The 25884-nt window shown below is 71.9% G+C and carries 29 protein-coding genes and 1 tRNA gene; 16 read left to right on the forward strand and 14 right to left on the reverse strand.

Annotated features, from left to right (window positions below):
- The first annotated feature begins 15 nt into the window (after window positions 1-15).
- Window positions 16-1659 carry a DNA repair protein RecN gene (gene recN, locus JNX00_RS16325; RefSeq protein ID WP_204742894.1) on the forward strand — a complete coding sequence of 548 codons (1644 nt, stop codon included), beginning with the start codon at window positions 16-18 and terminating at the stop codon, window positions 1657-1659.
- Window positions 1659-2543, forward strand: a complete 885-nt coding sequence (gene rapZ / locus JNX00_RS16330) for an RNase adapter RapZ (protein ID WP_070397435.1) — start codon at window positions 1659-1661, stop codon at window positions 2541-2543. Before recN ends, rapZ begins: the two co-directional genes overlap by 1 nt.
- Here the strand turns inward: rapZ and mutY are convergent.
- The 3 genes from mutY to mutM form a co-directional block, all read right to left on the reverse strand.
- Window positions 2525-3649, reverse strand: a complete 1125-nt coding sequence (gene mutY, locus JNX00_RS16335) for an A/G-specific adenine glycosylase (protein ID WP_204742895.1) — start codon at window positions 3647-3649, stop codon at window positions 2525-2527. The genes rapZ and mutY overlap by 19 nt on opposite strands.
- Window positions 3646-5589 (reverse strand): dynamin family protein, encoded by a 1944-nt coding sequence (locus JNX00_RS16340; RefSeq protein WP_070397434.1) that lies wholly within the window; start codon window positions 5587-5589, stop codon window positions 3646-3648. The genes mutY and JNX00_RS16340 overlap by 4 nt, the downstream gene beginning before the upstream one ends.
- Before the next feature lie 74 nt (window positions 5590-5663).
- Window positions 5664-6479, reverse strand: a complete 816-nt coding sequence (gene mutM, locus JNX00_RS16345) for a bifunctional DNA-formamidopyrimidine glycosylase/DNA-(apurinic or apyrimidinic site) lyase (RefSeq protein WP_204742896.1) — start codon at window positions 6477-6479, stop codon at window positions 5664-5666.
- Between the two features lie 103 nt (window positions 6480-6582).
- On the opposite strand from mutM, the gene JNX00_RS16350 reads away from it, so the two are divergent.
- From JNX00_RS16350 to pth, 7 genes are all read left to right on the forward strand, one after another.
- On the forward strand, window positions 6583-8343 hold the full coding sequence (locus tag JNX00_RS16350) for a tetratricopeptide repeat protein (protein ID WP_204742897.1): 1761 nt from the start codon (window positions 6583-6585) through the stop codon (window positions 8341-8343).
- The gene (locus JNX00_RS16355) at window positions 8340-8837 is read left to right on the forward strand and encodes a lipoprotein insertase outer membrane protein LolB (RefSeq protein WP_239478165.1); all 498 of its coding nucleotides are present in this window, start codon (window positions 8340-8342) and stop codon (window positions 8835-8837) included. Before JNX00_RS16350 ends, JNX00_RS16355 begins: the two co-directional genes overlap by 4 nt.
- Entirely contained in the window at window positions 8834-9691 is an 858-nt protein-coding gene (gene ispE / locus JNX00_RS16360) for a 4-(cytidine 5'-diphospho)-2-C-methyl-D-erythritol kinase (protein WP_204742898.1), read from the forward strand. The genes JNX00_RS16355 and ispE overlap by 4 nt, the downstream gene beginning before the upstream one ends.
- 83 nt (window positions 9692-9774) lie before the next feature.
- Window positions 9775-9851: transfer RNA gene (locus JNX00_RS16365), tRNA-Gln, on the forward strand.
- Between the two features lie 94 nt (window positions 9852-9945).
- A complete protein-coding gene (locus tag JNX00_RS16370; RefSeq protein ID WP_070397430.1) occupies window positions 9946-10920 on the forward strand; it encodes a ribose-phosphate pyrophosphokinase in 975 nt (324 codons plus the stop codon).
- Window positions 10921-11007: 87 nt separating this feature from the next.
- Window positions 11008-11637, forward strand: coding sequence for a 50S ribosomal protein L25/general stress protein Ctc (locus JNX00_RS16375; RefSeq protein ID WP_070397429.1), 630 nt, complete (start codon window positions 11008-11010; stop codon window positions 11635-11637).
- Window positions 11638-11785: 148 nt separating this feature from the next.
- A complete protein-coding gene (gene pth / locus JNX00_RS16380; RefSeq protein WP_070397428.1) occupies window positions 11786-12436 on the forward strand; it encodes an aminoacyl-tRNA hydrolase in 651 nt (216 codons plus the stop codon).
- Here pth and JNX00_RS16385 read toward each other — a convergent pair.
- The 5 genes from JNX00_RS16385 to JNX00_RS16405 all read right to left on the reverse strand — a co-directional run bounded on the left by JNX00_RS16385 (window position 12394) and on the right by JNX00_RS16405 (window position 16625).
- The gene (locus tag JNX00_RS16385; RefSeq protein WP_070397427.1) at window positions 12394-12684 is read right to left on the reverse strand and encodes a YfhL family 4Fe-4S dicluster ferredoxin; all 291 of its coding nucleotides are present in this window, start codon (window positions 12682-12684) and stop codon (window positions 12394-12396) included. The genes pth and JNX00_RS16385 overlap by 43 nt on opposite strands.
- A 13-nt stretch (window positions 12685-12697) precedes the next feature.
- On the reverse strand, window positions 12698-13198 hold the full coding sequence (gene coaD / locus JNX00_RS16390) for a pantetheine-phosphate adenylyltransferase (RefSeq protein ID WP_204742899.1): 501 nt from the start codon (window positions 13196-13198) through the stop codon (window positions 12698-12700).
- A 20-nt stretch (window positions 13199-13218) separates the two neighbouring features.
- A complete protein-coding gene (gene rsmD, locus JNX00_RS16395; protein WP_204742900.1) occupies window positions 13219-13800 on the reverse strand; it encodes a 16S rRNA (guanine(966)-N(2))-methyltransferase RsmD in 582 nt (193 codons plus the stop codon).
- Window positions 13801-13917: 117 nt separating this feature from the next.
- Window positions 13918-15252 (reverse strand): pitrilysin family protein, encoded by a 1335-nt coding sequence (locus JNX00_RS16400; protein ID WP_204742901.1) that lies wholly within the window; start codon window positions 15250-15252, stop codon window positions 13918-13920.
- Window positions 15249-16625: a pitrilysin family protein gene (locus JNX00_RS16405; RefSeq protein ID WP_204742902.1), complete on the reverse strand. Its 1377-nt coding sequence runs from the start codon at window positions 16623-16625 to the stop codon at window positions 15249-15251. The genes JNX00_RS16400 and JNX00_RS16405 overlap by 4 nt, the downstream gene beginning before the upstream one ends.
- Window positions 16626-16654: 29 nt before the next feature.
- On the opposite strand from JNX00_RS16405, the gene ftsY reads away from it, so the two are divergent.
- Entirely contained in the window at window positions 16655-17716 is a 1062-nt protein-coding gene (ftsY, locus tag JNX00_RS16410) for a signal recognition particle-docking protein FtsY (RefSeq protein WP_204742903.1), read from the forward strand.
- Window positions 17717-17731: 15 nt separating this feature from the next.
- Here the strand turns inward: ftsY and JNX00_RS16415 are convergent, their stop codons facing one another.
- The 3 genes from JNX00_RS16415 to JNX00_RS16425 form a co-directional block, all read right to left on the reverse strand.
- Window positions 17732-18127, reverse strand: coding sequence for a hypothetical protein (locus tag JNX00_RS16415; protein ID WP_204742904.1), 396 nt, complete (start codon window positions 18125-18127; stop codon window positions 17732-17734).
- Window positions 18128-18309: 182 nt separating this feature from the next.
- A complete protein-coding gene (locus JNX00_RS16420; protein ID WP_204742905.1) occupies window positions 18310-18522 on the reverse strand; it encodes a zf-HC2 domain-containing protein in 213 nt (70 codons plus the stop codon).
- Entirely contained in the window at window positions 18519-19091 is a 573-nt protein-coding gene (locus tag JNX00_RS16425) for a sigma-70 family RNA polymerase sigma factor (protein WP_204742906.1), read from the reverse strand. The genes JNX00_RS16420 and JNX00_RS16425 overlap by 4 nt, the downstream gene beginning before the upstream one ends.
- Window positions 19092-19232: 141 nt before the next feature.
- Here JNX00_RS16425 and JNX00_RS16430 point away from each other — a divergent pair, with 141 nt between their 5' ends.
- From JNX00_RS16430 to JNX00_RS16455, 6 genes are read left to right on the forward strand one after another with little or no spacing between them, the layout of a single operon-like run.
- On the forward strand, window positions 19233-19514 hold the full coding sequence (locus tag JNX00_RS16430) for a DUF2282 domain-containing protein (RefSeq protein ID WP_070397418.1): 282 nt from the start codon (window positions 19233-19235) through the stop codon (window positions 19512-19514).
- 19 nt (window positions 19515-19533) lie between these two features.
- Window positions 19534-20436 (forward strand): DUF692 domain-containing protein, encoded by a 903-nt coding sequence (locus JNX00_RS16435; RefSeq protein WP_204742907.1) that lies wholly within the window; start codon window positions 19534-19536, stop codon window positions 20434-20436.
- Window positions 20433-21221: a DNA-binding domain-containing protein gene (locus JNX00_RS16440; RefSeq protein ID WP_204742908.1), complete on the forward strand. Its 789-nt coding sequence runs from the start codon at window positions 20433-20435 to the stop codon at window positions 21219-21221. Before JNX00_RS16435 ends, JNX00_RS16440 begins: the two co-directional genes overlap by 4 nt.
- Window positions 21218-21676 carry a DoxX family protein gene (locus tag JNX00_RS16445; protein ID WP_204742909.1) on the forward strand — a complete coding sequence of 153 codons (459 nt, stop codon included), beginning with the start codon at window positions 21218-21220 and terminating at the stop codon, window positions 21674-21676. The genes JNX00_RS16440 and JNX00_RS16445 overlap by 4 nt, the downstream gene beginning before the upstream one ends.
- A gap of 34 nt (window positions 21677-21710) precedes the next feature.
- Window positions 21711-22904 (forward strand): FAD-dependent oxidoreductase, encoded by a 1194-nt coding sequence (locus JNX00_RS16450; protein ID WP_204742910.1) that lies wholly within the window; start codon window positions 21711-21713, stop codon window positions 22902-22904.
- Between the two features lie 38 nt (window positions 22905-22942).
- Window positions 22943-23758, forward strand: coding sequence for a DUF4399 domain-containing protein (locus JNX00_RS16455; RefSeq protein ID WP_204742911.1), 816 nt, complete (start codon window positions 22943-22945; stop codon window positions 23756-23758).
- A gap of 20 nt (window positions 23759-23778) precedes the next feature.
- Here the strand turns inward: JNX00_RS16455 and JNX00_RS16460 are convergent, their stop codons facing one another.
- The 3 genes from JNX00_RS16460 to JNX00_RS16470 are packed head-to-tail and all read right to left on the reverse strand — an operon-like array spanning window position 23779 to window position 25831.
- On the reverse strand, window positions 23779-24474 hold the full coding sequence (locus JNX00_RS16460) for a haloacid dehalogenase type II (protein ID WP_070397412.1): 696 nt from the start codon (window positions 24472-24474) through the stop codon (window positions 23779-23781).
- Between the two features lie 26 nt (window positions 24475-24500).
- A complete protein-coding gene (locus JNX00_RS16465; RefSeq protein ID WP_070397411.1) occupies window positions 24501-24995 on the reverse strand; it encodes a DNA-deoxyinosine glycosylase in 495 nt (164 codons plus the stop codon).
- Complete coding sequence (locus tag JNX00_RS16470) at window positions 24992-25831, reverse strand: TatD family hydrolase (RefSeq protein ID WP_204742912.1); 840 nt, start codon at window positions 25829-25831, stop codon at window positions 24992-24994. The genes JNX00_RS16465 and JNX00_RS16470 overlap by 4 nt, the downstream gene beginning before the upstream one ends.
- Between the last annotated feature and the right edge of the window lie 53 nt (window positions 25832-25884).

Raw genomic sequence — 25884 nt, forward strand, 5'->3', positions numbered from 1 at the left:
CACCCACTCCCTGCCATGAGCCTTCGACGCATCGTCCTGCGCGACTTCGTCATCGTCACCTCGCTGGACCTGGAACTGGCCAGCGGCTTCGGCGTGCTCACGGGCGAAACCGGCGCCGGCAAGTCCATCCTCATCGACGCGCTGCAGCTGGCGCTGGGCGCGCGCGGCGAGGCCGGCGTGGTGCGCGAAGGCGCGCCGCGCTGCGAGATCGCCGCCGAATTCGACCGACCCGAGTCCCTCCAGCCCTGGCTGGATGAGCAAGGCTTCGCCGACGATGGCGGGTTGCTGCTGCGCCGCACCATCGACACCGACGGCCGCAGCCGCGCCTGGATCAACGGCAGCCCGGCCACGCTCGCGCAACTGCGCGTGGCCGCCGACGCGCTGGTCGACATCCACGGCCAGCACGCCTGGCAGAGCCTCACGCGGGCCGAGGCCGTGCGCGAGCTGCTCGACGCCTATGCCGGCATCGACGCCACCGCCTTGAACGCGGCCTGGACCGCCTGGCGCCAGGCCGCCCACACGCTGCGCGAGGCCCGCGAGCGGCAGGACGCCGCGCGCCAGGACAGCGAGCGCCTGGCCTGGCAGATCGCCGAGGTCGACAAGCTCGGCCCGCAGGCCGGCGAATGGGCAGAGCTGAACACGCGCCACGGTCGCCTGGCCAACGCCCAGGCCCTGATCGACGCCGCCGAAACCGCCGTGCAGGCGCTCGACGAGCAGGACGACAGCGCCACCCGCCTGCTCAGCCGCGCGGTGGCCGCGCTGCAGGCCCAGGCGCACGTGGAGCCCGCCTTCGCCCAGACCATCGAATCCCTGAACGGCGCGCTGGCCCAGGTGCAGGACGCGGTGCACGAGCTGCGCCAGCACCAGCGCCACGCCGAACTCGACCCCGCCGCCCTGGCCGCGCTCGACGAGCGCCTGGGCGCCTGGATTTCGCTCACCCGCCGCTACCGCACCACGCCCGAGGAGCTGCCCACGCTGCACGCGCAGTGGAAGCACGAACTCCAGCGCCTCGCCGACACCCTGGACCTGGACGCGCTGGAGCGGCGCGAAGCCAGCGCGCGCGCCGCCTTCGACCAGGCCGCGCGCGCCGTGGGCCGCCAGCGCCAGAAGGCCGCGCCGCGCCTGGCCGCCGCCGTGACCGACGCCATGCAAACCCTGGGCATGCAGGGCGGCCGGTTCGAGGTGGCCTTGCAAGCGCTGGCCGAACCCCAGTCGTTCGGCCTGGAGCAGGTGGAGTTCCGCGTGGCCGGCCACGCCGGCAGCACGCCCAAGCCGGTGGCCAAGGTCGCCTCGGGCGGCGAACTCTCGCGCATCGCCCTGGCCATCTCGGTCGTCACCAGCCGCCTCGGCCAGGCGCCCACGCTGATCTTCGACGAGGTGGACGCCGGCATCGGCGGCGCCGTCGCGCACACGGTCGGCCAGATGCTGCGCCAGCTCGGCCAGGACAGGCAGGTGCTGGCCGTGACCCACCTGGCCCAGGTGGCGGCCTGCGCCGACCACCACCTGCTGGTGGCCAAGCAGCGCCAGGGCCAGCAAACCCTGAGCAGCGTGCAGGCCATCGACGCCGAGGCGCGCGTGCGCGAACTGGCGCGCATGCTCGGCGGCAACGAACGCTCTGAAATCTCGCTCGCGCACGCGCGCGAGCTTTTGTCGGCCTGATGAACACTCCCTCCCCCACCGAACTCGTCGTCATCACCGGCATGTCCGGTTCGGGCAAGTCGGTCGCGCTCACCGCCCTCGAAGACCTGGGCTTCTACTGCGTCGACAACCTGCCGCCCGAGTTGCTCGAGGCCTTCATCGACCTGGACCGACACGACCGGGTGCGCAAGGTCGCCATCGCCATGGACGTGCGCAGCGCCCAGTCGCTGCCCGGCCTGCCGCGCCGCCTGGCCGCGCTGCGCTCGCGCGACGTCCACCTCACCACGCTGTTCCTCGACTCGACCACCGACACCCTGGTGCGCCGCTTCTCCGAAACGCGCCGCCTGCACCCGCTGTCGCTGCAGGAGACCGACGACCAGCGCCGCGCGCTGACCGACGCCATCGAATACGAGCGCGAGCTGCTGGCCGAGTTGCGCGAGCAGGCCCTGGTGCTGGACACCAGCCTCACGCGCGCGGCGCAGCTGCGCAGCCAGGTGAAGGAGTTGGTGGGCGCGACGCGCACGCCCATGACGCTGGTGTTCGAGTCCTTCGCGTTCAAGCGCGGCATTCCCATGGACGCCGACTTCGTGTTCGACGTGCGCATGCTGCCCAACCCGCACTACGACCCGCTGCTCAAGCCCCTGACCGGGCGCGACGCGCCGGTGGCGCGTTTCCTTGAAGCCAGCCCCGACGTGCTGGCGATGGAGGAGCAGATCCGCACCTTCCTGCGGCATTGGCTGCCCCACATGGAACGCGACCACCGCAGCTACGTCACGGTGGCCATCGGCTGCACAGGCGGTCAGCACCGTTCGGTGTTCCTGGTGGAGCGCCTGGCCGCGCACTTCGGCCAGGACTGGGTGGCGCGCGTGCGCCACCGCGAGGCCGACTACTGGTCCAGGACCTGAGGGTCCCAGGCGCCGCCGAGCAGGCTGCGCACCGGCGCCGGCAGGCCCACCGCGGCCAAGGCCGATCGCTTCACCCACTCGCCGGCCCAGCCGGCGGGGGCCTCGTCCACCGCCACCCAATGCGGCAGCAGCTGCAGTTCGCGGTGGGTCAGCGCGTGGGCCACCGGCTCGGTGGCGGTCCAGAGTGAAGGCCAGCCGGCCGGCACCGCGGCCCGCATGTCGTCTTCGCCCGCGAACACCGGGGGCGAGTGCAGGCCGGCCCAGATGCCGCGTTCGGGCCGGCGCTGCAGCCACACGGCATCGTCGCGCACGGCGAACAGCAGCCACCAGCGCTCGAAGCGCCGCTGCACACGGCGCGTTTTCACGGGGTAGCGCGCGATGGCCTCGCGCTCGAAGGCCAGGCAGAGCCCGCGCGCCGGGCAAACCTCGCAGCGCGGGCGGGTGCGCGTGCACACCGTGGCGCCCAGGTCCATCAGGCCCTGGGTGTAGGCGCGCATGTCCTCATCCGACGGCTGGAGCGGCAGCAGACCCTGGGCCAGGTCCCACAGCGCGCGCTGGCTCGCGGCCTGGCCCACGTCGCCGTCGTACGCCAGCAGGCGCGCCAGCACGCGCTTGACGTTGCCATCCACGATGGACACGCGCTCGCCGAAGCAGAACGCCGCGATGGCCGCCGCCGTGGACGCGCCGATGCCCGGCAGCGCTTCCAACCCGGCCGCCGTGGCGGGGAAGCGGCCCGCGTGGTCGGCCACCACCGCCTGCGCGCAGCGGTGCAGGTTGCGCGCGCGGCTGTAGTAGCCCAGGCCGCTCCACAGGGCCATCACCTCGTCGATGGGTGCGGCCGCGAGCGCGGCCACGTCGGGAAAACGCTCGAGGAAGCGCGGGTAGTAGGCCAACACGGTCGACACCTGCGTCTGCTGCAGCATGATCTCGGACAGCCAGACGCGGTAGGGGTCGCGCGTGCCCTGCCAGGGCAGGCCGTGCCGGCCGTCCCGGGCCTGCCAATGGATGAGGCGCGGCGCGAAGTCCGCGGGCAGCGCCTGCACGGGATTGCCTTGCGTTCTGAGCACTGCGGTGCGAGCGCCTTCGGGCGGCCGTGCGGCGCTCATGCCGCCAGGGCTTCGGCGGGTTCTTCGTCGGGCGCTGCGAGCAGGTGCGCGGTGAGTTCCTCGAACTTGGCCTCGAGCTGGTTGAGCGCCGCCTGCTGCGCCTGCAACTCGCGGATGCGCTCGTCGAGGCCACTGGCGGCCTGCTGGATGCGCGAGACCGCCTCGATGCGGCGCGTGAAGTTGCGGCGGCGCTCGCGCAGCTGCGCGTCGAGCTGGGCCGCGGCCGACTTGTTCCAGAGCTCGACCTCGTTGACCGCGGTCTCATAGACCACGCGCAGGCGGCTCATCAGCGCGCGCGCCAGGCGCTCGGCGAACTCGGGCTGCGCCAGGCGCAGCGCGTTGCCCAGGCTCAGGTACTGCAGGTGGCTTTTCTCGATCAGGTCGAGGTCTCGGCGGTAGAGCGCGAGCTGCGGCGACGACGGCGCCTGCAGCGAAAAGCCGTACTCGGCGTTGAGGTTCTTGAAGCTGCCTTCCAGCATGGACTGGATCTCGCCGGCCATCTCATCGGCGCGCGCGAGGTCTTCGCGCAGGCGGTTGAATGTGCCGTCGTAGGCGCGGCGCACGCCGAGCTTGATGCCGGGGCTCTTGAGCTGCTTCGCGAGCGTGGCGACCTCGGCCTTCAGGTGCGAGGGGCTGAGCAACGCGAACAGGTCCTTGAGCAGGCGCAGGTGCACCGAGCGCACCGCCTGGATCTTGGCGCCGCTGGCGTCGAAATCGGCCTGCTCCTGTTCGATGCGCAGGCGCATCTGCTTGATCACGCCCGCGTTCTTGCCCCGCAGGCCGTCCAGCTCCTGGATCTGCTCGACCAGGTCGCGCAGGCGCGAATGCACCATGCGCCCGGCCTCGCCGCGCAGCGCCTCGACGCCGGACGCCACGGCCGCACCCAGGATGCGGCGGCGCTGGCCCAGCAGGCCTTCGCCGAGCGCGCGCTCCAGGTCGATCAGTTGGCTGGCCTTGAGCAGCTCCTCGTCGCGGTTGACCTTGGCGAGCAAGCCCTTCTGGGCCGACACCGCGAGCACCTGCGACTGCGGCACGCCCAAGATCTCGGCCGAATCGGCGCGTTGCGCGGCGATCTGCAGCTGCACCTGCTCGGGCGAGCTCAGCGCGTCCCACATGGTGTCGATCTTGTTGAGCACAACCAGGCGCGAAGCCTGTCCGTCGCCCAGGGTGGCCAGGTGCTGGCGCCAGATGCTCAGGTCGGACTTGGTCACGCCCGTGTCGGCCGCCAGAATGAACACCACCGCGTGCGCCTGGGGCAGCAGGCTCACGGTGAGCTCGGGTTCCGCGCCAATGGCGTTGAGGCCCGGCGTGTCCAGGATGACCAGGCCTTGTTTGAGCAGCGGGTGCGCCATGTTGATGAGCGCGTGGCGCCAGCGCGGCACCTCGATCAGGCCGTCCGGACCGGGCAAGGGGTTGTCCTCGGGCAGTTCGTCGTGCCAGAAGCCCAGGGCGCGCGCTTCGTCCACCGGGACATGCCGCACCTCGGACACCTTCTGGATCGCCTTGGCGAGCTGCTTGGGGTCGTTCACGTCGAGGTCGACGCGCTCCCACTTGGCCGGGGCGTGGCGCCAGTCGAGCAGGGACTGCGGCTGCAGGCGCGTCTCGATGGGCAGCAGGCGCAGACAGGGGGGCAGGTCGGCGTCGTAGGCCAGCTCGGTGGGGCACATGGTGGTGCGACCCGCGCTCGCCGGCATGATGCGCCGGCCGTAGCCCGCGAAGAACACGGCGTTGATGAGCTCGGACTTGCCGCGCGAAAACTCGGCCACGAAGGCAACCGTGATCTTGTCGTTCTTGATCTGCGCGTGCAGCTGGTCCAGCCGCTCGCGGATGCCCGGCTCCATCAGGTCGTGGTCGGCCAGCCATTCGGACAGGAGCTTCAGGCGCAGCGCGAACTGCTTGCGCCAGGCGCCGTGCTGATCAAAGGCTTGAATGAAACTCATGCGGCAGTGCTTTGCGGGCGATCGGTCAATATAGCACCCACCCCTCGGCAGGGCCGCCCATCGGGGACGCATGGTCAGCGGGCCTGGCAGAGCGGGCAAAAGTAGGTCGAACGTTGGCCCTGGCGAATGGTCCGGATCGCCGTCGCGCACTGGCGGCAGGGCTGGCCGGCGCGGTCGTAGACCATGGTGTCGAGCTGGAAGTAGCCGCTCTGGCCATCGGCGCTGACGAAGTCGCGCAGGGTGCTCCCGCCCACGGCCAGGGCGCGCTGCAGCACCTGGACGATGGCCGCGTGCAGCCGCGCGGCGCGCGGGCCGCTGATGCGATCGGCCCGCGTGGTCGGCCGGATGCCGGCGCTGAACAGCGCCTCGCTGGCGTAGATGTTGCCCACGCCGACCACGATGTCCCCCGCCAGCAGCACCTGCTTGATGGGTGCGCGCCGCCGGCGCAAGGCCTGATGGAAGCGCACGGGGTCGAAGCCGGCCTCCAGCGGCTCCACGCCCAGCCCGCCCAGCAGCTGGACCGCGCGGGCGTGGTCCAGCGAAGGCACGTGAACCACCGCGCCAAAACGCCGCGGGTCGTGCAGCCGCAGCAAGCCCTGGCTGGTGTCGAGCTCGAAGTGGTCGTGCGGGCCGGGGGGCGGCAGCGCCGGCGCGAACTGCAGGCTGCCCGACATGCCCAGGTGCACCAGGAGCCAGCCGGCGTCCATCTCCACCAGCAGGTACTTGCCGCGCCGCCCGACCGAGCGCACGCGCTGCCCCACCAGCGCCTCGGGCGCCACGCCCAGCGGCCAGCGCAGCGGCTTGCCCAACCGGGCGGCGCGCACGGAGGCGCCGGCGATGCGGTCGGCAAAGCTGCGTCGGGTGACCTCGACTTCGGGCAATTCGGGCACGGCGATTCGGCGAAGGAAGGGATGGGACGGCGCGCGGGGAACGCCCGCCGGGGATTGGGATCAAGACACCAAAGGCCTTAAACCCTTCAATTATCATGACCCGATGAAACCCGCGCCGCTGCACAGACGTCTTCGCCTCCCGCTGATCGTGCTGGCCTGCGCCGGCGCATTGGCCGGTCCGGCGGCCCTGGCACAAAGCCCGCTCAACCCGGCTGCCAGCAGTTCCTCGCTCGACGCGCCCTTGTTCTATCAGCTGCTGCTGGGCGAGCTCAATGTGCGCGGCGGCGACCCCGGCGCGGGCTACTCCCTCTTTCTCGAGGCGGCCCAGCAGCAGAAGAACCCCGAGCTCTACCGCCGGGCCGTCGAGGTCGCGCTGCAATCGCGCCAGGTCGACGCCGCGCTGGCCGCCGCGCGCGCCTGGGCCCGAGACATCCCCAGCGACGCCGACGCCAGCCGCTTCACGCTGCTCACGCTGCTGTCCCTGGGCCGGGTGAGCGAGACCGCGGCTCCCCTGCGCGCCGTGCTGATGGCGACGCCGGCCGACGACCGCAACGGCGGCATCGCGGCCATTCCCCAGATGTACGCCCGGGTGAGCGACAAGGCCCAGGTGCTGGCCGCCACGCGCGAGGCCCTGGCCCCCTTCCTGACCCAGCCGGCCCACGCGGGCGCGGCCTGGTCCACCATCGGCCGGCTCGAACTCGACCTCGACCGTCCGGTCGCCGCCACCGACGCCGCGCGGCGCGGGCACGCGGCGGACCCGACCTCGCCCTACCCCGCGCTGCTGGCGCTGGAACTGCTGGAGCGCGGCCAGGCCGAGGCCGAGCCGGTGGTGCGCGAGCACATCGACGCCGCCCGCGCCAAGGACCCCGCCAACACGACCATCTCCACCGCCTACGCCCGCGTGCTGCTGGACCTGGGTCGCCTGCGCGACGCGCGCGTGCAACTGGAGCGGCTCACCACCCGCGCGCCGCAGCAGCCCGACCCCTGGCTGCTGCTGGGCATGCTCCAGGTGCGCGACAACGCCTTGCCCGCCGCCGACGTGTCGCTCGACACCTACCTGCAGCTGGTGAGCGACGCCAACGACGAGCGCACGCGCCGCGCGCTCACTCAGGCCTACCTGCTCAAGGCCGAGATCGCCGAGAAGCAGCAAGACTACATCGCCGCCAACGCCTGGATCGACCGCATCGACAACCCCGAGGAAATCATGGCCGCGCAGATGCGCCGCGCCTCGGTTCTGGCCCGCCAGGGCCGGCTCGATGAGGCCCGCGCCCTGTTGCGCAGCCAGCCCGAGCGCCGGCCCGACGACGCGCGCCTCAAGCTGATCAGCGAAGCCCAGCTGCTGCGCGAGTTCAAGGCCTGGCGCGAGGCCTACCAGGTCTACGGCGAAGCCGTGCAGCGCTTCCCGCAGGACACCGAGCTGCTCTACGAGCAGGCCATGATGGGCGACAAGGCCGGCCAGCCCGCCGACATGGAGCGCCTGCTGCGCCAGCTCATTGCCATCGATCCGAACCACCACCACGCCTACAACGCGCTGGGCTACTCCCTGGCCGACCGCAACGAGCGCCTGGCTGAGGCCAAGCAGCTCATCGAAAAGGCCGTGTCCATGGCGCCCAACGACGCCTACATCCAGGACAGCCTGGGCTGGGTCGAGTTCCGCCTGGGCAACACCGAGCGCGCGCTGAACATCCTGCGCGACGCCTATGGCAAGCGCCCCGACCCCGAGATCGCCGCCCACCTGGGCGAGGTGCTCTGGGTGAAGGGGCAGCGCGACGACGCCCGCCGCGTCTGGCGGGAGGGCCTGGCGCTCGCCGGCGACAACGAGACGCTGAAGAGCACGCTCAAGCGCCTGAACGTCGAGCCGTGACGCCGGCCTGCGCCTTCACCCGGCGTTCGGCCATGGTCGCCCTGGCCGCCGCCCTGGCCGGCTGCGCCACGCCACGCCGCCCGCGCGCGCCCGGCGAAACCGCCTGGACCGGTCGGCTCGCGCTGCGCGTGGACAGCGCGCCGCCCCAAGCCTTCTCGGCCCTGTTCGACCTGCGCGGCAGCGCCGATACCGGCGAGTTGCAGCTCACATCGGCGCTCGGTCAGACCCTGGCCACGGTGCGCTGGTCCGCCCGGGGCGCCGAATTGCAGCGCGGCAATCACACCACCCGCCGCGACAGCCTGGACGCGCTCACCGCCGAACTCAGCGGCGCCCCACTGCCCGTGCTGGCCATGTTCGACTGGCTGGCCGGCCGCGACGCCCCGGCCGGCGGCTGGCGCGTCGACCTTTCGCAGCACGCCAGCGGCCGCCTGGTGGCCCGGCGCGAGCAGCCCCAGCCCTCGGCCGAGCTGCGGCTGGTGTTCGAGCAGCCATGAAGCGCCTGTACGACGTTCCCGCGCCGGCCAAGGTCAACCTGTTCCTGCACATCGTGGGCCGCCGCCCGGACGGCTACCACGAGCTGCAGTCGGTGTTCATGCTCATCGACTGGTGCGACCACCTGCATTTCGAGCGCCTGGACAGCGGCGCCATCGAGCGCGTGGACAGCGCGCCCGGCGCGCTGCCCGCGGACGACCTGTGCGTGCGCGCGGCCCGCGCCCTGCGCCAGGCCACGGGCTGCACGCAAGGCGTGCGCATCACCCTGGACAAACACCTGCCGGCCCAGGCCGGCCTGGGCGGCGGCTCGTCGGACGCCGCCAGCACGCTGCTGGCGCTCAACCGGCTGTGGAACCTGAACCTGCGGCGCGAGGCGCTCGCGCGCATCGGCCTCGCGCTGGGCGCCGACGTGCCCTTCTTCATCGGCGGACATCACGCCTGGGTCGAAGGCATCGGCGAGCGCCTGACGCCCATCGCGCTGCCGCGCGGCCACCTCGTGCTGGTCAAACCCCCGGGGGGAGCGTCGACGCCGCAGATCTTTGCCGACCCAGCGCTCAAACGCGATTCGAAAACTGCTACAATCCAAGGCTTTGCTGCAAACGGCAACCTCGATTCGCTGATGGCCTTCGGCCACAACGATCTGGAGCCGGTGGCACGGGCCCTGTGCCCCGAGGTCGGTGAATGCCTTCACTGGCTGACAGACCAAGGTCTGTCGGGGCGCATGACCGGTTCGGGAACGGCGGTGTTCGCACCGTGCGGCGCGAACCCGGTTCTCGGTCCGGCGCCAGCGTCCTGGCAGGTGCGGGTTTGCAGCAACATGGATGCCCATCCATTGCTCGATTGGTGCGACGGCTGAACGGCCGGCCCACCAGACGGCGCAGCGGTTGAGCAACCTGCGACAATTCGGTGGTTCGTGGTTTCGCCACGGATCTCCAGCGTAGGGGAGTCGCCAAGTTGGTAAAGGCACCGGATTTTGATTCCGGCATGCGAGGGTTCGAGTCCTTCCTCCCCTGCCACCGTTTTTCTGACATCACTCACACTGGCCATCGTTGATGGCCGTTGTTTTTTGATCGCGGCCCCGCCGGTGGCCGCCAGACCGCTGGGAATGCCATGCAAGTTCAGCCCCCGGATTACATGATCTTCACCGGCAACGCGAACCCCGTGCTGGCGGCCGAGATCGCCCAGCACCTGGGCACGCAGCTCGGCGCGGCCACCGTGGGCCGCTTCTCCGACGGCGAGGTCACCGTCGAGATCACCCAGAACGTGCGCGCCCGCCATGTGTTCGTGGTGCAGTCCACCTGCGCGCCCACGAACGAGAACCTGATGGAGCTGCTCATCATGGTCGACGCGCTCAAGCGCGCCTCGGCCGAGCGCATCTCCGCCGTCATCCCCTACTACGGCTACGCCCGCCAGGACCGCCGCCCGCGCTCCAGCCGCGTGCCCATCAGCGCCAAGGTCGTGGCCAACATGCTGCAGACCGTGGGCGTTCAGCGCGTGCTGACCATGGACCTGCACGCCGACCAGATCCAGGGCTTCTTCGACATCCCGGTCGACAACATCTACGCCTCGCCCGTGCTGCTGGGCGACCTGCGCACCAAGAACTACGAAGACCTGCTGGTGGTCTCGCCCGACGTGGGCGGCGTGGTGCGCGCGCGCGCGCTGGCCAAGCAGCTCAACTGCGACATGGCCATCATCGACAAGCGCCGCCCCAAGGCCAACGTGTCCGAGGTGATGCACGTGATCGGCGACATCGAAGGCCGCAACTGCGTGATCATGGACGACATGATCGACACCGCCGGCACGCTGGTGAAGGCGGCCGAGGTGCTCAAGGAGCGCGGCGCCAAGAAGGTCTACGCCTACTGCACGCACCCCATCTTCTCGGGCCCCGCGATCGAGCGCATCGCCAAGGGCAGCGCACTCGACGAGGTGGTCGTCACCAACACCATTCCCCTGTCGCAGTCCGCCCAGGCCTGCGGCAAGATCCGCCAGCTCTCCGTGGCGCCGCTGATCGCCGAGTCGATCGCGCGCATTGCCTCAGGCGAGTCGGTCATGAGTCTGTTCGCCGACCAGGACAACCTGTTCTGATCGACGGACGATAGCCCCGGCCGCCGCGAGGCGGCCTTCGTCAACCCGAGGCGTTCTGGTCGCGGAACCCCTCAACTGGAGTCAGTCATGCAATTCGTCGCTTTCGAGCGCGCCAAGCAGGGCACGGGTGCGAGCCGCCGCCTGCGCATCACCGGTCGCGCGCCCGGTATCGTTTTTGGTGGCACCACCGCCCCCGTCTCGATCGAACTCGATCACAACGCGCTGTGGCACGCCCTCAAGAAGGAAGCTTTCCACGCCTCCATCCTCGACATGGAGCTCAACGGCAAGGTCGAGAAGGTCCTGCTGCGCGATGTGCAATACCACCCGTTCAAGCCGCAGGTGCTGCACGTCGACTTCCAGCGCGTGGACGACAAGACCCGCCTGCGCAAGAAGGTGCCGCTGCACTTCACCGGTGCCGAAGAGTCGCCGGCCGTCAAGCTCGACAAGTGCCTGGTCAACCACGTGATCAACGACATCGAGATCGAGTGCCTGGCCACCCAGCTGCCCGAGCACATCACCGTGGACCTGAGCCAGGTCACCAAGGGTGCCACCGTGCACGCCGGCGACATCAAGCTGCCCAAGGGCGTGAAGATCGTCACCCACGGCCGCAAGGACATCACCGTCGCCACCGTGGTGGAGCCGGTGGAAGAAGTGGTGGCCGCACCGGTGGCCGCCGCTCCCGCCGACGACAAGAAGAAGGGCAAGGGCAAGAAGTAAACAGGTTCCCCACGCTGCGCCGCTGCACGGGTCGCCGCTCCTCCTGGGGGGCGCGTTCCGGCTCGGGGCGGCCCGGCGCCGGAACCCACTTCCCCTCCCCCCAAGGCCCGCCCCGCGTGGGCCTTTTCTTTTGGGACAATCGCGCCCCATGATCAAGCTCATCGCCGGCCTGGGCAACCCGGGCCCCGAGTACGAACAGACGCGGCACAACGCCGGCTTCTGGTGGGTGGACGAGGCCGCGCGCCTGCTCAAGGTCTCGCTGCAGATGGAGCGCTCGCACTTCGGCCTGGTGGCGCGCGCCAACGTGGGCGGCCAGACGGTCTGGCTGGTCGAGCCGCAGACCTTCATGAACCTCTCGGGCAAATCGGTGGGCTCGCTGGCGCGCTTCTACAAGATCGCGCCCGAGGAGGTGCTGGTGGTGCACGACGAGCTGGACCTGCCCCCCGGCGAGGCCAAGCTCAAGAAGGGCGGCGGCCACGCGGGCCACAACGGACTGCGCGACATCCACGCGCAGCTGGGCAGCGCCGACTACTGGCGCCTGCGCATCGGCATCGGCCACCCGGGCAACAAGAACGAGGTGGCGAACTGGGTGCTCAAGAAGCCCTCGCCCGACGACCGCATCGCCATCGCGCAGGCGCTGGACCGTTGCCTCAAGGCCCTGCCCCAGCTCATCGCGGGCGAAATGGACAAGGCCACCGCCCTGATCCACACCAGCAAGCCGCCCCGGCCGAAGCCGCCGCGGCCCGCCGCGCCGCCTCAGGCCGGTGGTGCCTCACCCGAGGCCGACGACAAGCCCTGACCGGCCTTCTGCAGGCGCTGGTACTTCTGCCACAGCGTCTCCTTGGACTCCACATGCGCCGGGTTGACCGGGATGCAGGACACAGGGCAGACCTGCACGCACTGCGGCTCCTCGAAGTGGCCCACGCACTCGGTGCAGCGCGAGGGCTCGATCACGTAGAACTCCTCGCCCATGGAGATCGCCTGGTTCGGGCACTCGGGCTCGCAGACGTCGCAGTTGATGCACTCGTCGGTGATCATCAGCGCCATGGCGGTCCTCCCCTCAGGCCTGCAGCGGCGGCGGCACGAGCCGCGCGGCCACCGAGGGATGCACCATGGTCGACACGTCGCCGCCGAGCTTGGAGATCTCGCGCACCAGGGTGCTGCTGATGCACTGCAGGTCGGCCTGAGGCAGCAGGAAGACCGTCTCCACGCCCGGGTGCAGCTTGCGGTTCATGGCCGCCATCTGCGCTTCGTAGTCGAAGTCGGTGAGGTTGCGGATGCCGCGCACCACAGCCTGGGCGCCATGCTCGCGGCAGAAGTCCATGATCAGCCCGTCGAAGGGCAGCGCGCGCACGCGGCCCGGCAGGCGCTGCGCGGCCTGCGCCACCATCGCCAGGCGCTCGTTCAGGCCGAACTGGGTCTTCTTGTGGTGGGCCACGGCCACGGCCACGATCACCTCGTCGAACAGGCCGGCGGCGCGGCGCACCACGTCCTCGTGGCCGAGGGTGATGGGGTCGAAGGTGCCGCTGTAGACGGCGATGCGGGCGGTGGTCTCGGGCATGGGGGGATTATCCCGTGGGCTCAGGGCGCGACCGGGCGCAGCAGGTGAAAGGCCACGGCGCCCGCGCGGCCGTGCCGGTGCAGGGCCAGGCCCAGAGGCGCCAATTCGGCCTCGGTCCAGGGGCGCGGGGCCTCCAGGTAGACGAATCCCTCGGCCGACACGGCCTCGCGCGCGGCGCGCAGCGCGGGCTCGAACAGGCCGCTGGCCTCGAAAGGGGGGTCGAGGAAGACCACGTCCAGGCCCTGCCCCGCCGCCGCGCGCAGGGCCGCCAGGCCGTCGCCGCGCTGCACGCGCACGGCCTCGGCCTTCAGGCGCGCGCGCACGGCCTGCAGCTGCGCCACCAGCGCGGGCTCTTGCTCCACCATCAGCAGCTCGCGCGCCCCGCGCGAGGCGGCCTCGAACCCCAGCGCGCCCGTGCCCGCGAAGGCGTCCAGGCCGCGCCAGCCGCTCAGGTCCTGGCCCAGCCAGTTGAACAAGGTCTCGCGCACGCGCGAGGGCGTGGGCCGCAGCCCGGGCCGATCGGCCACGGGCAGCTTGCTGCGTTTCCATTGCCCGCCGAGCAGGCGGACTTCCTGCGGCGGCGCGCCCGAGTTCCGTTTCATGCCCGCGAGCTTACTGGGTGCGCCAGCCCCCAGGCGGGGACACCGTCGGGCCGGCTTCGCCGGACGGCTGGTGTCGCCCCCTTGAGGGCGTCGCGCGAAGCGCGGCGAGGGTGGTGCTTATTTCGCCCCGACGACGACCGTGGCCAGGCGATCGGGCTTCACCACCCGCTGCATGGCGCGGCGCACCTCGTCCACGCTCAGCGCGCGCACGCGCTGCGTCCAGGTATCGAGGTAGTCCAGTGGCAGGCCGTTCCAGGCGATGTTGACCACGTTGTCGAGCAGCTTGCGGTTGCTGTCGAAGCGCAGCGCGAAGCCGTTGATGAGGTAGTCCTTGGCGGCCTGGAGCTCGGCCTCGCTGGGGCCGTCGCTCACGTAGCGCGCCAGGGTTTCGCGCACCACGCGCACGGCCTCGTCGGCCTGATCGGGCCGGGTGCTGAGGCCGATCTGGAAGGCCCCCGCGTGGCGGCCGGGCGAAAAGTAGCTGTACACGCCATAGGTCAGGCCGCGCTTCTCGCGCACCTCCTGCGTCAGGCGCGAGGTGAAGCCGCTGCCACCCAGGATGTGGTTGCCCACGAGCAGGGGAAAGAAGTCCGGGTCGTCGCGCTTGATGCCGGGCTGGCCCATGAGCACCTGCGCCTGCGCGGCGGCCATGGGCAGGCGCTGTTCCGTGGACGCGGCCAGGGGCTTCACCTCGGCCACCGGCGGCAGCTCGGCGCAGCCGTTCGGCGCGATGGCGCGCACCAGCGCGTCGACGATGCGCTCGGCGCCCGCGCGGTCCACCGCGCCCACCATGACCACCTGCGCGCGGCAGGCCGTGACGTGGCGGCGGTAGAAGCCGCGCATGTCGTCCACGGCGATGGCGGCCAGGGTGTCGGGCGTGGCGAAGCGACCATAGGGGTGGTCGCCGTACACGGCGCGCCCGAAGGCCTGGCTGGCCACGGTGGAGGGTCGGTTCAACGCCTCGCGCAGCGCCGCCACCGAGCGCTCGCGGTCACGCTGCCACACCGCCTCGGGCCAGGTGGGCCGCGCCAGTTGCTGGGCCGCCAGGGCCACGGCGCGCGGCAGGATCGCCGGGTCGGTCAGGCTGCGCAGCTGCACCGAGAAGCGGTCGCTGCCCGCGCTCGCGTCGAACTGCGCGCCCAGGTCCACCCAGGCCGCCGCCAGCGCGTTTTCGTCGCGCGCGGGCTGCCCCTCGTAGGCGGCCACGCCCCCCGCCAGCAGGCCGGCCGTGGCATTGGCGAGGCCGGCGCGGTCCGCCGGCTCTCGCCGGCTGCCGCCGTCGAAGTCCATCTGCACGTCGACCATCGGGATCGAGGGGCTGTTGACCAGGTAGACCCGGGTGCCGCTCGCGTGCACCCAATGCTCGATGGGGATGGCCGCCCAGGCCGCTCCCAGGCCCAGCGCCAGGCCCAGCGCGGCCAGCGTTTGGCGAATGGCTCGCATCGTTTTCATGGCCGGCCCTCCGCCGCCCGGACCTCGGGCACCAGCACGCCGGTGTTGAGCGTGCGGTCCGTGAAGTAGCGGCCCGCCACCGCGCGCACCTGCTCGGCCGTCACGGCCCGCAGGCCCGCCATCAGGCGCTCGCCCGCGTCGGTGGGCAGGCCGTTCACCCAGTAGCTGCCCTGCTCCTGCGCCTGGCTGAAGACCGAGTCCAGCTTGTAGACCTCGGACGCGGTCCACTGCGTCTTCACGCGCTGCAGCTCTTCCTCGCTCACGCCTTCGCGCGCGATCCGCTGAATCTCGGCCTTGAGCGCGGCCATGGTGGCCTCGGGCGTGACGCCGCGCGCCGGCACGGCCGAGGCCGTGAACACCTGCGGTCCGCGCCCCATCAGGCCGTAACCCGAGCTGGCGCTGTCGGCGATGCGCTGCCCGCCCGTGCCTTGCCCCTGCACCAGCGCGCGCTCCAGGCGCGCACCGCTGTAGCCGTCGAGCACACCCGACAGCACCGCCAGCGCCAGCGCGTCGCGGCTGGCCGCGTCGTCCTTGCCGCTGTAGCGCGGCGCGTGCCAGGCCAGCACCACCAGGGCCTGGTCGGCTACGGCCCGGTACTCCAGCCGGCGCGGGCCCTGCTGGGCCGGTTCCGTGCGCGGCTTGCGCGCGGGCACGGCGCGCGCCGGGATGCGCCCGTAGGTTCGCTCGGCGATCTCGCGCACGCGCTGCGGGTCCACGTCGCCGGCCACCACCACGGCCGCATTGGCCGGCACGTACCAGCGCTGGTGGAAGTCGCGCACGTCCTGCGGTGTCATGGCGTCGATGTCGCTCATCCAGCCGATGATGGGCCGGCGGTAGGGACTGGCCTGCCAGACCATCGCATTGAAGGCCTCGAACAGGCGCGCGCGCGGCGACTCTTCGGTGCGCTGGCGCCGCTCCTCCTTGACCACCTCGATCTCGCGCGTGAACTCGATGTCGGGCCACTGGTTGCTGGCGAAGCGGTCGGCATTGAGCGCCATCACCGCCTCCAGCCGGTCGGCCGGCACCTGCTCGTGGTAGGCCGTGGCGTCGCGGTTGGTGAAGGCGTTCTGCTGGCCGCCCAGCGCGGCCACGCGCTCGGAGAACTCGCCCGGCTTGAGCGTGGCACTGCCCTTGAACATCATGTGCTCGAGCGCGTGCGCCACGCCCGAGGTGCCGTCGACCTCGTCCATGGCGCCCACGCGCACCCACAGCATGTGCACGGCTGTGGGCGCGCGGTGGTCGGGCCGCACGATCAGCGACATGCCGTTGGCGAGGGTGAATTGCTGGACCGCCGGGGCGGCGTTGGGGGGGGGCGCGGCGCGCGCGATGGACGCGACCAGCACCAGCCCCAGGAGCGTCGGGAGGCGTTTCATAGAATCCCAAGGATTCCAGAGATTCTGAAATGTTCTCGTTCTTTCGCAAAAAAAATCCCGCGCCCCCGCCTGAAGCGCCGGCCGCCCAGCCCCCCGCGGACGGTCCCGCACCCCCATCGGCGCCGGCGCCCGTGGCGGTGCCGGCGCCCGTCCCCGCGCCCCTGCCCGCCCCGGTGGACGCGCCCGCGGCCCCGCGCCAGGGCTGGCTCGACCGACTCAAGTCCGGCCTGCGGCGCACCGGCAGCGGCATCGCCACCGTGTTCACGGGCACGCGCATCGACGAGGACCTGTACGACGAGCTCGAGGCCGCCCTGCTCATGGCCGACAGCGGCGTGTCGGCCACGCAGCACCTGCTGAACGACCTGCGCCGCCGCGTGAAAGAGGCCAAGGCCACCGAGCCCGCCGCCGTGAAGGCCTTGCTGGCCGAGGCCATCGCCGACCTGCTCAAGCCCTTGCAGAAACCCCTGGTCATCGGCGAGCACAAGCCCACCGTGATCATGGTCGCGGGCGTGAACGGCGCGGGCAAGACCACCTCCATCGGCAAGCTCACGCGCCACCTGGCCGACGAAGGCGCGAGCGTGCTGCTGGCCGCCGCCGACACCTTCCGCGCCGCGGCGCGCGAACAGCTGGCGGTCTGGGCCGACCGCAACACGGTCGACATCGTCACCCAGGAAGGCGGCGACCCGGCCGCCGTGTGCTTCGACGCGGTGAGCGCCGGCCGGGCGCGCGGCAAGGACGTGGTGCTGGTCGACACCGCCGGCCGCCTGCCCACGCAGCTTCACCTGATGGAGGAGCTGCGCAAGATCAAGCGCGTGGTGAACAAGGCCGATCCCACGGGGCCCCATGAGGTGCTGCTGGTCATCGACGGCAACACCGGCCAGAACGCGCTCGCGCAGGTCAAGGCCTTCGACGAGGCGCTGCAGCTCACCGGCCTGGTCATCACCAAGCTGGACGGCACGGCCAAGGGCGGCGTGCTCTGCGCCATCGCGCGCGAGCGGCCGGTGCCGGTGTACTTCATCGGCGTGGGCGAAAAACTCGAGGACCTGGAAACCTTCGACGCGCGCGAGTACGCGCAGGCCCTGCTCAGCTAAGCCCGCCGGCCTGCCTCAACGGCCGCGACCGGATCCACTGCCACCGGGGCCAGCGCCTCCGCTGCCCGGGCCGGAGCCGGAGCCAGGGCCCAATCCGGGACCGCGGCCGGGCGGCGGCACATCGGGCAAGTTGACGCCTTTCTCGCGGGCCCGCGCTTCCATGCGCTCATGGTTCTCCGCGCGAATGCGTTCCCGCTCCTCATTGGTTTGCGCGGCGCGCATACGGGCGCGGTACTGCTCCCGCTCGACGGGCGTCATCAGCTGGTAGCCGTAGATGTTCTGATCGCGCAAGAGCTCGCGCGTCTGATCCTGCGTCTGGTCTCGTATCTGGTCTCGTGTCTGGTCCTGGGCCTGAGCACCCACGCCCAGCAAGGCCGCGGCCAACATCGCCGCCATCGAAAGTTTCTTCATCACGCATCCTCTTCAGTGGTTGTTGAAGCGCTCATGGGTCGATCCCATGCGAAGACACTGTCGTGCACAAGAGGGCGGGCGTGTTTGTCGCAGCGCAAGCTTGCTGCGCAGCTGGAGGCGTTGGGTGCCTTGCCCGAGAGGCGAACGGTTGATGGCTCCACGCGCGAGCGCGCAGGCTCGGCTCAGCGGGACTCGTCGTCGCTGTAGTGGCGCCAGGCGCCCATGGCCTGGCGCATGGTCAGCAGCTGCCGCTCGAAACTGGGGCAGGCCTTACACACGACCAGATGCAGCCGCAGGGCCCAGCGCTCCAGGCGCGGCAGCTCGCGGTCCTCGCGCGCGATCATGAGCGCGACGGCTTGCTTGCAGGTGCGGCGCAATGGGTAGAGGGGCTTCATGCGGCGTCTCGGCGGGCAAACCAGTTGAGTTCGAGGCACTCGCGCAGGCGCAGGCGGGCCCGGTGCAACTGGACGTACAGGTTGGTCGGCGTGAGCGACAGCGCCTTACAGATCTCCTCGCTGCTCATCTCCAGCCACTCGCGCATCAGGAACAGGCGCCCTTGCGCGGCGGGCAGTTTCTCGGTGCAGGCCTCCAGCACGCTCAGGAACTGGCGGCTGCCCAGGTCCTGTTCGGGATTGCCCCAATCCGCCGGGCGCTCGGCAAAGTGCCCGCCGGCGTCGAAAGGCAAGTCATCCAGCGGATCGGCCCGGTCGTCCTCGCCCTGCCCCAGCGCCACCTCGCGCCCCTGGTGGCGCAGCGCGTCGACGATCTTGTGCTTGAGAATGCCCACGAGCCAGGTCCGCAGCTGCGCGCGGCGCTCGAAGGCCTGCGGCTTGGCGATGGCCGCGAGCACGGTTTCGGACACCGCGTCCTCGGCCCAGGTCTCGTTGCGCAGCTGCAGGCGCGCGAACTTCATGAGGTAGCCGCGCGACGCGGCCACTTCCTGTTCGAACGTTGGAGAAGGCATGGCGCGGCAGTGTAGGTGAAGGCGGCGGCGGCGCGCCACGACAGGCGGTGTAAGAACCCACGCGCCGCCGCGACACACACCCACCAGATCGCCTGCACCGAGCCATCGCGCGGTGGGCACTGGGTCTGAGGAGTCCCTCCCATGAACCAACGCCAATTCCTCGCCGCCGCCGCCGGCTCCCTGATGTCGCTGGCCTTGCTCTCCACCCCCGCGCTGGCGCAGAACAGCGGCAAGGAGAAGTGCTACGGCATCGCCAAGGCCGGGCAGAACGACTGCGCCAATCTCGCGGGCACGCACTCCTGCGCGGGCCAGGCCAAGATGGACATGGACAAGGGCGACTGGAAGTACGTGCCCGCAGGCACCTGCAAACAGATGGGCGGCCTGTCGGCCGACGAGGCCAAGAAGGCTTCGATGAAGGGCTGACCGCATCAAGCCGCACGCCATGCCGACCGCCCCCGCACACGAGGCCGCCGCGCCAGCGCTGGGCATCGGCTGGCGCGCGCCGCACCAGCGCGCGCTGCTCGAGCAGCGGCCCGCGCTCGACTTCATCGAGGTGCACGCAGAGAACTTCTTCGCGCCCCACGCGGCCCTCAGGGCGCCCTTGCTGAAGGCCCGCGAGTCCTACGGCCTGAGCCTGCACGGCGTGGGCCTGTCGCTGGGCTCGGCCGAGGGCCTCGACCCCTGGCACCTGGACCGGCTGGCCGAACTTGTGGCCGCCACCGAACCGCGCTTCGTGAGCGAGCACGCCAGCTTCGCGCGCGGCACCTGGAGAGGCCAGACCGTGCACGCCGCCGACCTGCTGCCCCTGCCCTTCACGCGCGCCGCGCTCGCCGTGCTGTGCGCCAACGTGCAGCGCGTGCAGGACCGGCTGCGCCGCCCGATCGCGGTGGAGAACCTGTCGGCCTACGTGCACTGGCCCGAGGCCGACATGACCGAGGCCGACTTCCTCGCGGCCCTGAGCCGGCGCACGGGCTGCCGGCTGCTGGTGGACGTCAACAACCTGGTCGTCAACGCGCTGAACGAGCAACGCGCCGGGCGCGCCCAGGCAGCGCTGCCCGCCGTGCGCGCCTGGCTCGACGCGGTACCGCCCGCCTGCGTGGCCGAGCTGCACCTCGCCGGCCACCACGACCGCGGCGACCTCGTGATCGACGACCACGGCAGCCGCGTGTCCCCGCTGGTGTGGCAGGCGTACCGGCACGCCGTCGCACGCTTCGGTGCCGTGCCGACACTGATCGAATGGGACACCGACCTGCCCGCGCTGGCGGTGCTGCTGGACGAGGCCGCCCACGCGCGGGCCCTGGCTGTCGATGCGCTGAACGCGCGCATCCCGGAGGCCTGCGCATGAACGCCCGGCTCGCCCGCCAGCAGCGCGGGTTGCTCGACGCCCTGCTGCGGGCCCGCCCACCCGGGCCCCAGTCCCGCTGGCACGGCCCCGGCCTCGGCGCCTACCGCGCCAACGCCCACGCCCACGCCGAACGCGCCCTGATCGACACCTACCCCGTGGTCGCCGCGCTGCTGGGCGAAGACACCTTCGCCACGCTCGCGCGCGCCCTGTGGCACCACCACCCACCCACGCGCGGCGAGCTCGGCGAATGGGGTGGCGCGCTGGCCGGGTTCATGGCGCACCAGCCCGGCCTCGCCCACCTGCCCTACCTGTCCGACGTCGCGCGCCTCGAATGGGCCTTGCATGGCGCCACCCGCGCGGACGGCACCAGCCCCGACGCCGCCAGCTTCGCCTGGCTCGAACGCGAACCGCCCGAGCGCCTGTGCCTGCGGTTCGCGCCCGGCACCGCCGTGGTGCTGAGCCCCTGGCCCGTGCTCAGCCTGCTCGACGCCCACCTGCACGGCGAGCCCGACCTCGCCACCGCCGCGCGCCGCCTGCGAGACGGCGTGGCCGAGAACGTGCGCGTCTGGCGCCAGGGCCAGGCCGTTCGGCTCACGCCGCTGGACCACGCCACCGCACCTTTCGAGGCCGCGCTGCTGGCCGGCCGCACGCTCGCGCAGGCCCTGGACGCCGCCCCCATCGACGCCCTCGGCTGGCTGCGCGAGGCCGTGCGCAGCGGCCTGTGCGTGGGCGTGGCGCCCGTGTCCGATCCCCGCCCCAACACCCCCGACGGAGCCCACCCATGAACACGAACACCTTCAGCCACCGCATCGCCGCCGGCTGGCGGCCCCTGGCCCGCCTGCTCGACGCCGCCCAGCACCTGGGCGCGCTGCTGGCGCGGCTCTACATCGCCCAGGTCTTCTTCCTCTCGGGCCTGACCAAGGTCCGCGACTGGGACACCACCCTGCTGCTGTTCACCGAGGAATACCACGTGCCCCTGCTGCCACCGGCCCTGGCCGCGCCGCTGGGCACGGCCGGCGAGCTGGTGCTGCCGGTGCTGCTGGCCCTGGGCCTGGCCGGGCGCTTTTCCGCGCTGGGGCTGTCGGTCGTCAACGTGGTGGCGGTGCTCAGCCTGAGCGAGATCGCGCCAGCGGCCTTCCAGCAGCACCTCACCTGGGGCGCGCTGCTGGCAGCGCTGGCGCTGTTCGGGCCGGGGCGCTGGTCGCTGGACCACTGGCGGGGGCGTCACGGGCCTCGCTGAGCCCGCCGGCGCGGGGGCCGTACCATCGCGGCCCATGCGCAGCGGCATCACCCGACTCGTTCTCATCGGCGCCGGCCCGGCCCACCGCGAGGTGCTGGCCCGGCTGACGCGGCACCACCCAGCCGACCTGCAGGTCACCCTGCTGGCGCCCCCCCCTGCGCCCGTGCACGAACCCCTGGTCCCGGCGGTGGTCGCGGGACGGTACACGGCCGACGCCTGCCGCGTGGGCCTGTCGGGCCTGCTCACCCTGGCCCACGCCCGCTGGGTGCCCGGGCGCTGCCTCGCGCTCGACCTGGAGGGCCGGCGCGTGCATGCCGCGCCGGCCGACGGTGGCGCCGCCCTCGAACTGCCCTTCGACCTGCTGTCGCTGGACACCGCGGCCAGCACCGACCGCGAGGCGCTGGAGCAGCGCCTGCCCGGCGCGCGCGAGCAGGCGCTGGCGCGCTACCCCAGCGAGGCTTTCCTGGGCCTGTGGCCGCGCGTGGTCGACATGGCGCACGAGCGGCCGCTGTCCATCGCCGTCATCGGCTCGGGCGCGGCCGCCATCGAACTGGTCTTCGCCGCCGCCCAGCGCCTGCGCGCCGAGGGCCTGCCCGGCAGCATCCTCACCCTGCTCACCGACGGCGGCGCGCTGGCCGGCGAGCTGCCGCCCGACGTGGCCTCGCGCGTGCGGCGCGAGCTCAAGCGCCAGCGCATCCACGTGCTCAACGAACGCTGCACGGGCATCACGGTCGAGGGGGTGCGCCTGGCCAATGGCGCGCTGCTGCGCTGCGACGTGCCCCTGGTGGCCGGCGCCGCGCAGGCGCCCACCTGGCTGCGCGGCACGCCGCTCGCGCTGGCCGAGGGCGGGCAGGTGCTGGTGAACCGCTTCCAGCAGAGCACGAGCCACCCGAACGTGTTCGCCGCGGGCCACGCCGCGCGCCGCGACGGCCCGGCCGGCCCCGAGGCCGCCGACCCGGCGCGCACGGGCGCCGCGCTGGCGCACAACCTGCTGGCCGCCTTCGCGGGCCAGCCCCTGAAGCCGCACCGGCCGGTCCAGCACCCGCTCACGCGGCTGTCCTGCGGCACGGAATGCGCCATCGCCGCCTGGGGGCCGTTGCGCGCGCAAGGCGCCTGGGTGGCGCGCTGGAAGGACCGCGCCGAGCGCCAAGAGACCGCGGCGCCACCACCCCTGATGGACGAAACGGCCTCTCCGACGCAGCGCCGCCATGGCCGGCCCGTAAACTGAGGGGCCACTGCCCCTACCGGTGCCCCCACCGACCGACCATGCGCCAGCGCCCCGCCCCTGTTCTTCGCCCCACCATCGCCCTGGTGGCCGCCCTGGGCGCCAGCGCCGCGCTCGCGCAGTCGGCCCCCGAACCGGCCCGCACCGTGCACCCCTGGCAGGCGGCGCCGCCGCGGCTGTCGGCCGAGGCCTATTTCACCAACCTCAAGGACGGCGACCGCATCGAGACGCCGTACGTGCTGAAGTTCGGTCTCTCGGGCGGCTGGGGCCTGGCGCCCATCGCGCAGAGCGGGCACGGCAAGAGCGGCCACCACCACCTGCTGGTCAACCGCGACCTGCCGCTCAACTTCAAGCAAGCCCTGCCCTTCAACGACCAGTACATCCACTTCGGCAAGGGCCAGATGGAGACCGTGCTGAACCTGGCGCCGGGCGAGTACACGCTGCGCATGCTGCTGGCCGACCAGAAGCACCTGCCGCACTTCGTCTTCAGCAAGCCTGCCAGGATCACCGTCACGCGCCAGAACGCCACCGACCCGGCCACGCTGCAGAAAAAGGGCCTGGCCCTCGACCTGCCGGACGGCGCCAGCCCGCGCCCGCCCTTCCTGGTGCGCTTCCACGCCTCGCTGCTCAACGTGGCGCAGATGTCGCAGAAGATCCCCGACACCGGCCACTTCAAGCTCACCGTGGCCCCCGCCGGCGGCGGCGCGCCTGCCGTGATGGACTTCCGCGACGGGCAGACCGAGGTCTGGCTGGCGCCGCCCGCAGGCGCCTACAACCTCAAGCTCGAAATGCTGGACAACCTCGGCGCCGCCCAACCGCTGGCCGAAGCCGCGGTGGCGCGCATCGAGGTGCGCTGAAGCCAGACCGGGCGGCGGCTTCAGCAGCCGAGCTGGTCCGCCAGGTCCAGCAGGTCGCGCGCGTGGCGCGTATTGGCCGGGTCGGGCGACACGTCCTTCACGTGCGCCGCGCCGAACTCCAGCGGGCGCTCGATGTAGGCCGTGGCCAGGCCGCAGGCGCGCGCGGCGGCCAGGTCGTCCTGGTGGGCGGCGACCATCATCACCTCGGCCGGCGAGACATCGAACACCTCGGCCGCGCCCCGGTAGACGCGCGGGTCGGGCTTGTAGGCGCGAAACACCTCGGCCGAGAGCACGCAGTCCCAGGGCAGGCCCGCGCGCTTGGCCATGTTCGTGAGCAGGCCGATGTTGCCGTTGGAGAGCGAACAGAGGGTGAAGCGCGCCTTGAGCCGCGTGAGGCCGGGCACGCTGTCGGGCCAGGGGTCCAGCCGGTGCCACACGCGATTGAGCTGGGCGCGCTGGGCCCCGTCCAGGTGGTCGAGCCCGAAGCGCGGCAGGATCTCATCGAGGATGCCGCGGTGCAGCTCGTCGATGCGCGTCCAGGCCCGCTCGCCGCTGCGCACGCGCTGCATGGCGGGCTGGTAGCCCTCGCGCCAGGCGCGCGCGAAGGCGTCGGCGTCCACCTGCGGGTGAGCGGCCGACAGCTCGCGCACGATGCTGCCGTGCCAGTCGACGACGGTGCCGAAGATGTCGAAGACGAGGATGGACACCTGGGACATGGAAACGCTCCTTCTGCGTTCGGTGATCAGGCCACGCCGTACTGGCGCAGCAACTCCCCCCAGGCCGCGAGCTTGCGCTCGAACGGCCAGCTGGCGTTCGCGGGGCTGGTGGACGGCAGCCGGTGCACCGGCAGGCCGAAGGCGCGCGTGAGCCGCGCGTGGCGGAAACTCTCGCCACCGTTGTGCGCGATGGCGCGCAGTTCGGGGCAGCGGTGGCGCAGCTGCGCGAAATCGTTCAGCTCGGCCGCGCGGATGGCGGTGTCCAGGCTGCCTTCGCGCTCGCAGCTGGCGTACACGTCCCACACGCCCAGGCCGCGTTCGAGCACGGCCGCCACGCGCTGGTCGTAGCTGGCCTGGGCCAACGGCAGCTCCCACAGCGCGCCCAGGATCTTCCAGAAGGCGTTCTGCGGGTGCCCGTAGTACTGCTGCGCGCGCAGCGAGGCCACGCCCGGAAAGCTGCCCAACACCACCAGCCGCGTGCGCGCATCGGCCACCGGGGGCAGGCCGAGCAGGCGCGTCATGCCAGGGCCGCCAGTCGCGGCAGCACGCGCCGCGCGTTCGCGCTCGTGGCCTGCGCGAGTGCGTCCACCGGCACACCGCGCAGGCCGGCGATCACTGCGCCGATGCGCGGCAGCTCGCGCGGGTGGTTCACGCCCTGGGCTTGGCCGGCCGCTCGCTCGGCGGCCGTGGCATACAGCCACTGCGGCGGAATATCGGGCGCGTCGGTCTCCAGCACCAGGGCCTCGATGGGCAGCTCGCCGGCCAGGCGGCGTATCTGCCGCGCGGTGTCAAAGGTGGACGCGCCGCCGAAGCCCAGCGCGAAGCCGCGTTCGGTGAAGGCCAGCGCCTGCGCCAGGCTGCCGTTGAAGGCGTGGCCGATGCCGCCGTCCACCGGCAGCTCGCGCAGGCCCTTGAGCAGGGCGTCGGCGCTGCGCCGCACGTGCAGGATCACCGGCAGGCCATGGCGGCGCGCCAGGCGCAGCTGCGCGCGGTAGAAGCGGACCTGGCGCTCGCGCATCGCGGGTTCGGTGAGTTCGGGCACGAAGAAGTCCAGGCCGATCTCGCCCACCGCCACCAGGCGCGGGTCGTCGCGGTGGACGCGCAGGGCCTCGTCCAGCGCGTCCAGGTCGGCGTCGTGCGCGGCCGGCACGCCCATTGGGTGGATGCCCAGGGCGTAGGCGTCATCGAGCCGGTGCGCGAGCTCGCGCACCGTGTCCCAGTTCGAGCGCGCCACGGCGGGGATCACGCAGCGCGCGACGCCGCGCCCGCGCGCCTCGCTGCGCAGGGCCGCGACCTCGGCGGCCGCGAACTCGGGCGCGTCGAGGTGGGCGTGCGTGTCGATCCACAAGGGCGTCATCGTTGCGCGTATAAGCTCGGGCAGGCATTGTGACCGCAACACCCCAAGACCCC

This window comes from Hydrogenophaga sp. YM1, assembly GCF_016903055.1.
Taxonomy (GTDB): Bacteria; Pseudomonadota; Gammaproteobacteria; order Burkholderiales; family Burkholderiaceae_C; genus Hydrogenophaga; species Hydrogenophaga borbori.

Bases quoted from the DNA above. Each gene is read 5' to 3' on its own strand.
- JNX00_RS16340 (WP_070397434.1), bottom strand. From the start codon at position 5,589: ATGAGTTTCATTCAAGCCTTTGATCAGCACGGCGCCTGGCGCAAGCAG.
- JNX00_RS16420 (WP_204742905.1), bottom strand. From the start codon at position 18,522: ATGAAGCCCCTCTACCCATTGCGCCGCACCTGCAAGCAAGCCGTCGCG.
- JNX00_RS16350 (WP_204742897.1), top strand. From the start codon at position 6,583: ATGAAACCCGCGCCGCTGCACAGACGTCTTCGCCTCCCGCTGATCGTG.
- JNX00_RS16375 (WP_070397429.1), top strand. From the start codon at position 11,008: ATGCAATTCGTCGCTTTCGAGCGCGCCAAGCAGGGCACGGGTGCGAGC.
- JNX00_RS16400 (WP_204742901.1), bottom strand. From the start codon at position 15,252: ATGAAAACGATGCGAGCCATTCGCCAAACGCTGGCCGCGCTGGGCCTG.
- JNX00_RS16445 (WP_204742909.1), top strand. From the start codon at position 21,218: ATGAACACGAACACCTTCAGCCACCGCATCGCCGCCGGCTGGCGGCCC.
- recN (WP_204742894.1), top strand. From the start codon at position 16: ATGAGCCTTCGACGCATCGTCCTGCGCGACTTCGTCATCGTCACCTCG.
- mutY (WP_204742895.1), bottom strand. From the start codon at position 3,649: ATGAGCGCCGCACGGCCGCCCGAAGGCGCTCGCACCGCAGTGCTCAGA.
- ftsY (WP_204742903.1), top strand. From the start codon at position 16,655: ATGTTCTCGTTCTTTCGCAAAAAAAATCCCGCGCCCCCGCCTGAAGCG.
- JNX00_RS16465 (WP_070397411.1), bottom strand. From the start codon at position 24,995: ATGACGCGCCTGCTCGGCCTGCCCCCGGTGGCCGATGCGCGCACGCGG.
- JNX00_RS16405 (WP_204742902.1), bottom strand. From the start codon at position 16,625: ATGAAACGCCTCCCGACGCTCCTGGGGCTGGTGCTGGTCGCGTCCATC.
- rsmD (WP_204742900.1), bottom strand. From the start codon at position 13,800: ATGAAACGGAACTCGGGCGCGCCGCCGCAGGAAGTCCGCCTGCTCGGC.
- coaD (WP_204742899.1), bottom strand. From the start codon at position 13,198: ATGCCCGAGACCACCGCCCGCATCGCCGTCTACAGCGGCACCTTCGAC.
- pth (WP_070397428.1), top strand. From the start codon at position 11,786: ATGATCAAGCTCATCGCCGGCCTGGGCAACCCGGGCCCCGAGTACGAA.
- JNX00_RS16470 (WP_204742912.1), bottom strand. From the start codon at position 25,831: ATGACGCCCTTGTGGATCGACACGCACGCCCACCTCGACGCGCCCGAG.
- JNX00_RS16430 (WP_070397418.1), top strand. From the start codon at position 19,233: ATGAACCAACGCCAATTCCTCGCCGCCGCCGCCGGCTCCCTGATGTCG.
- JNX00_RS16450 (WP_204742910.1), top strand. From the start codon at position 21,711: ATGCGCAGCGGCATCACCCGACTCGTTCTCATCGGCGCCGGCCCGGCC.
- JNX00_RS16425 (WP_204742906.1), bottom strand. From the start codon at position 19,091: ATGCCTTCTCCAACGTTCGAACAGGAAGTGGCCGCGTCGCGCGGCTAC.
- ispE (WP_204742898.1), top strand. From the start codon at position 8,834: ATGAAGCGCCTGTACGACGTTCCCGCGCCGGCCAAGGTCAACCTGTTC.
- JNX00_RS16415 (WP_204742904.1), bottom strand. From the start codon at position 18,127: ATGAAGAAACTTTCGATGGCGGCGATGTTGGCCGCGGCCTTGCTGGGC.
- JNX00_RS16370 (WP_070397430.1), top strand. From the start codon at position 9,946: ATGCAAGTTCAGCCCCCGGATTACATGATCTTCACCGGCAACGCGAAC.
- JNX00_RS16440 (WP_204742908.1), top strand. From the start codon at position 20,433: ATGAACGCCCGGCTCGCCCGCCAGCAGCGCGGGTTGCTCGACGCCCTG.
- rapZ (WP_070397435.1), top strand. From the start codon at position 1,659: ATGAACACTCCCTCCCCCACCGAACTCGTCGTCATCACCGGCATGTCC.
- JNX00_RS16385 (WP_070397427.1), bottom strand. From the start codon at position 12,684: ATGGCGCTGATGATCACCGACGAGTGCATCAACTGCGACGTCTGCGAG.
- JNX00_RS16435 (WP_204742907.1), top strand. From the start codon at position 19,534: ATGCCGACCGCCCCCGCACACGAGGCCGCCGCGCCAGCGCTGGGCATC.
- JNX00_RS16460 (WP_070397412.1), bottom strand. From the start codon at position 24,474: ATGTCCCAGGTGTCCATCCTCGTCTTCGACATCTTCGGCACCGTCGTC.
- JNX00_RS16455 (WP_204742911.1), top strand. From the start codon at position 22,943: ATGCGCCAGCGCCCCGCCCCTGTTCTTCGCCCCACCATCGCCCTGGTG.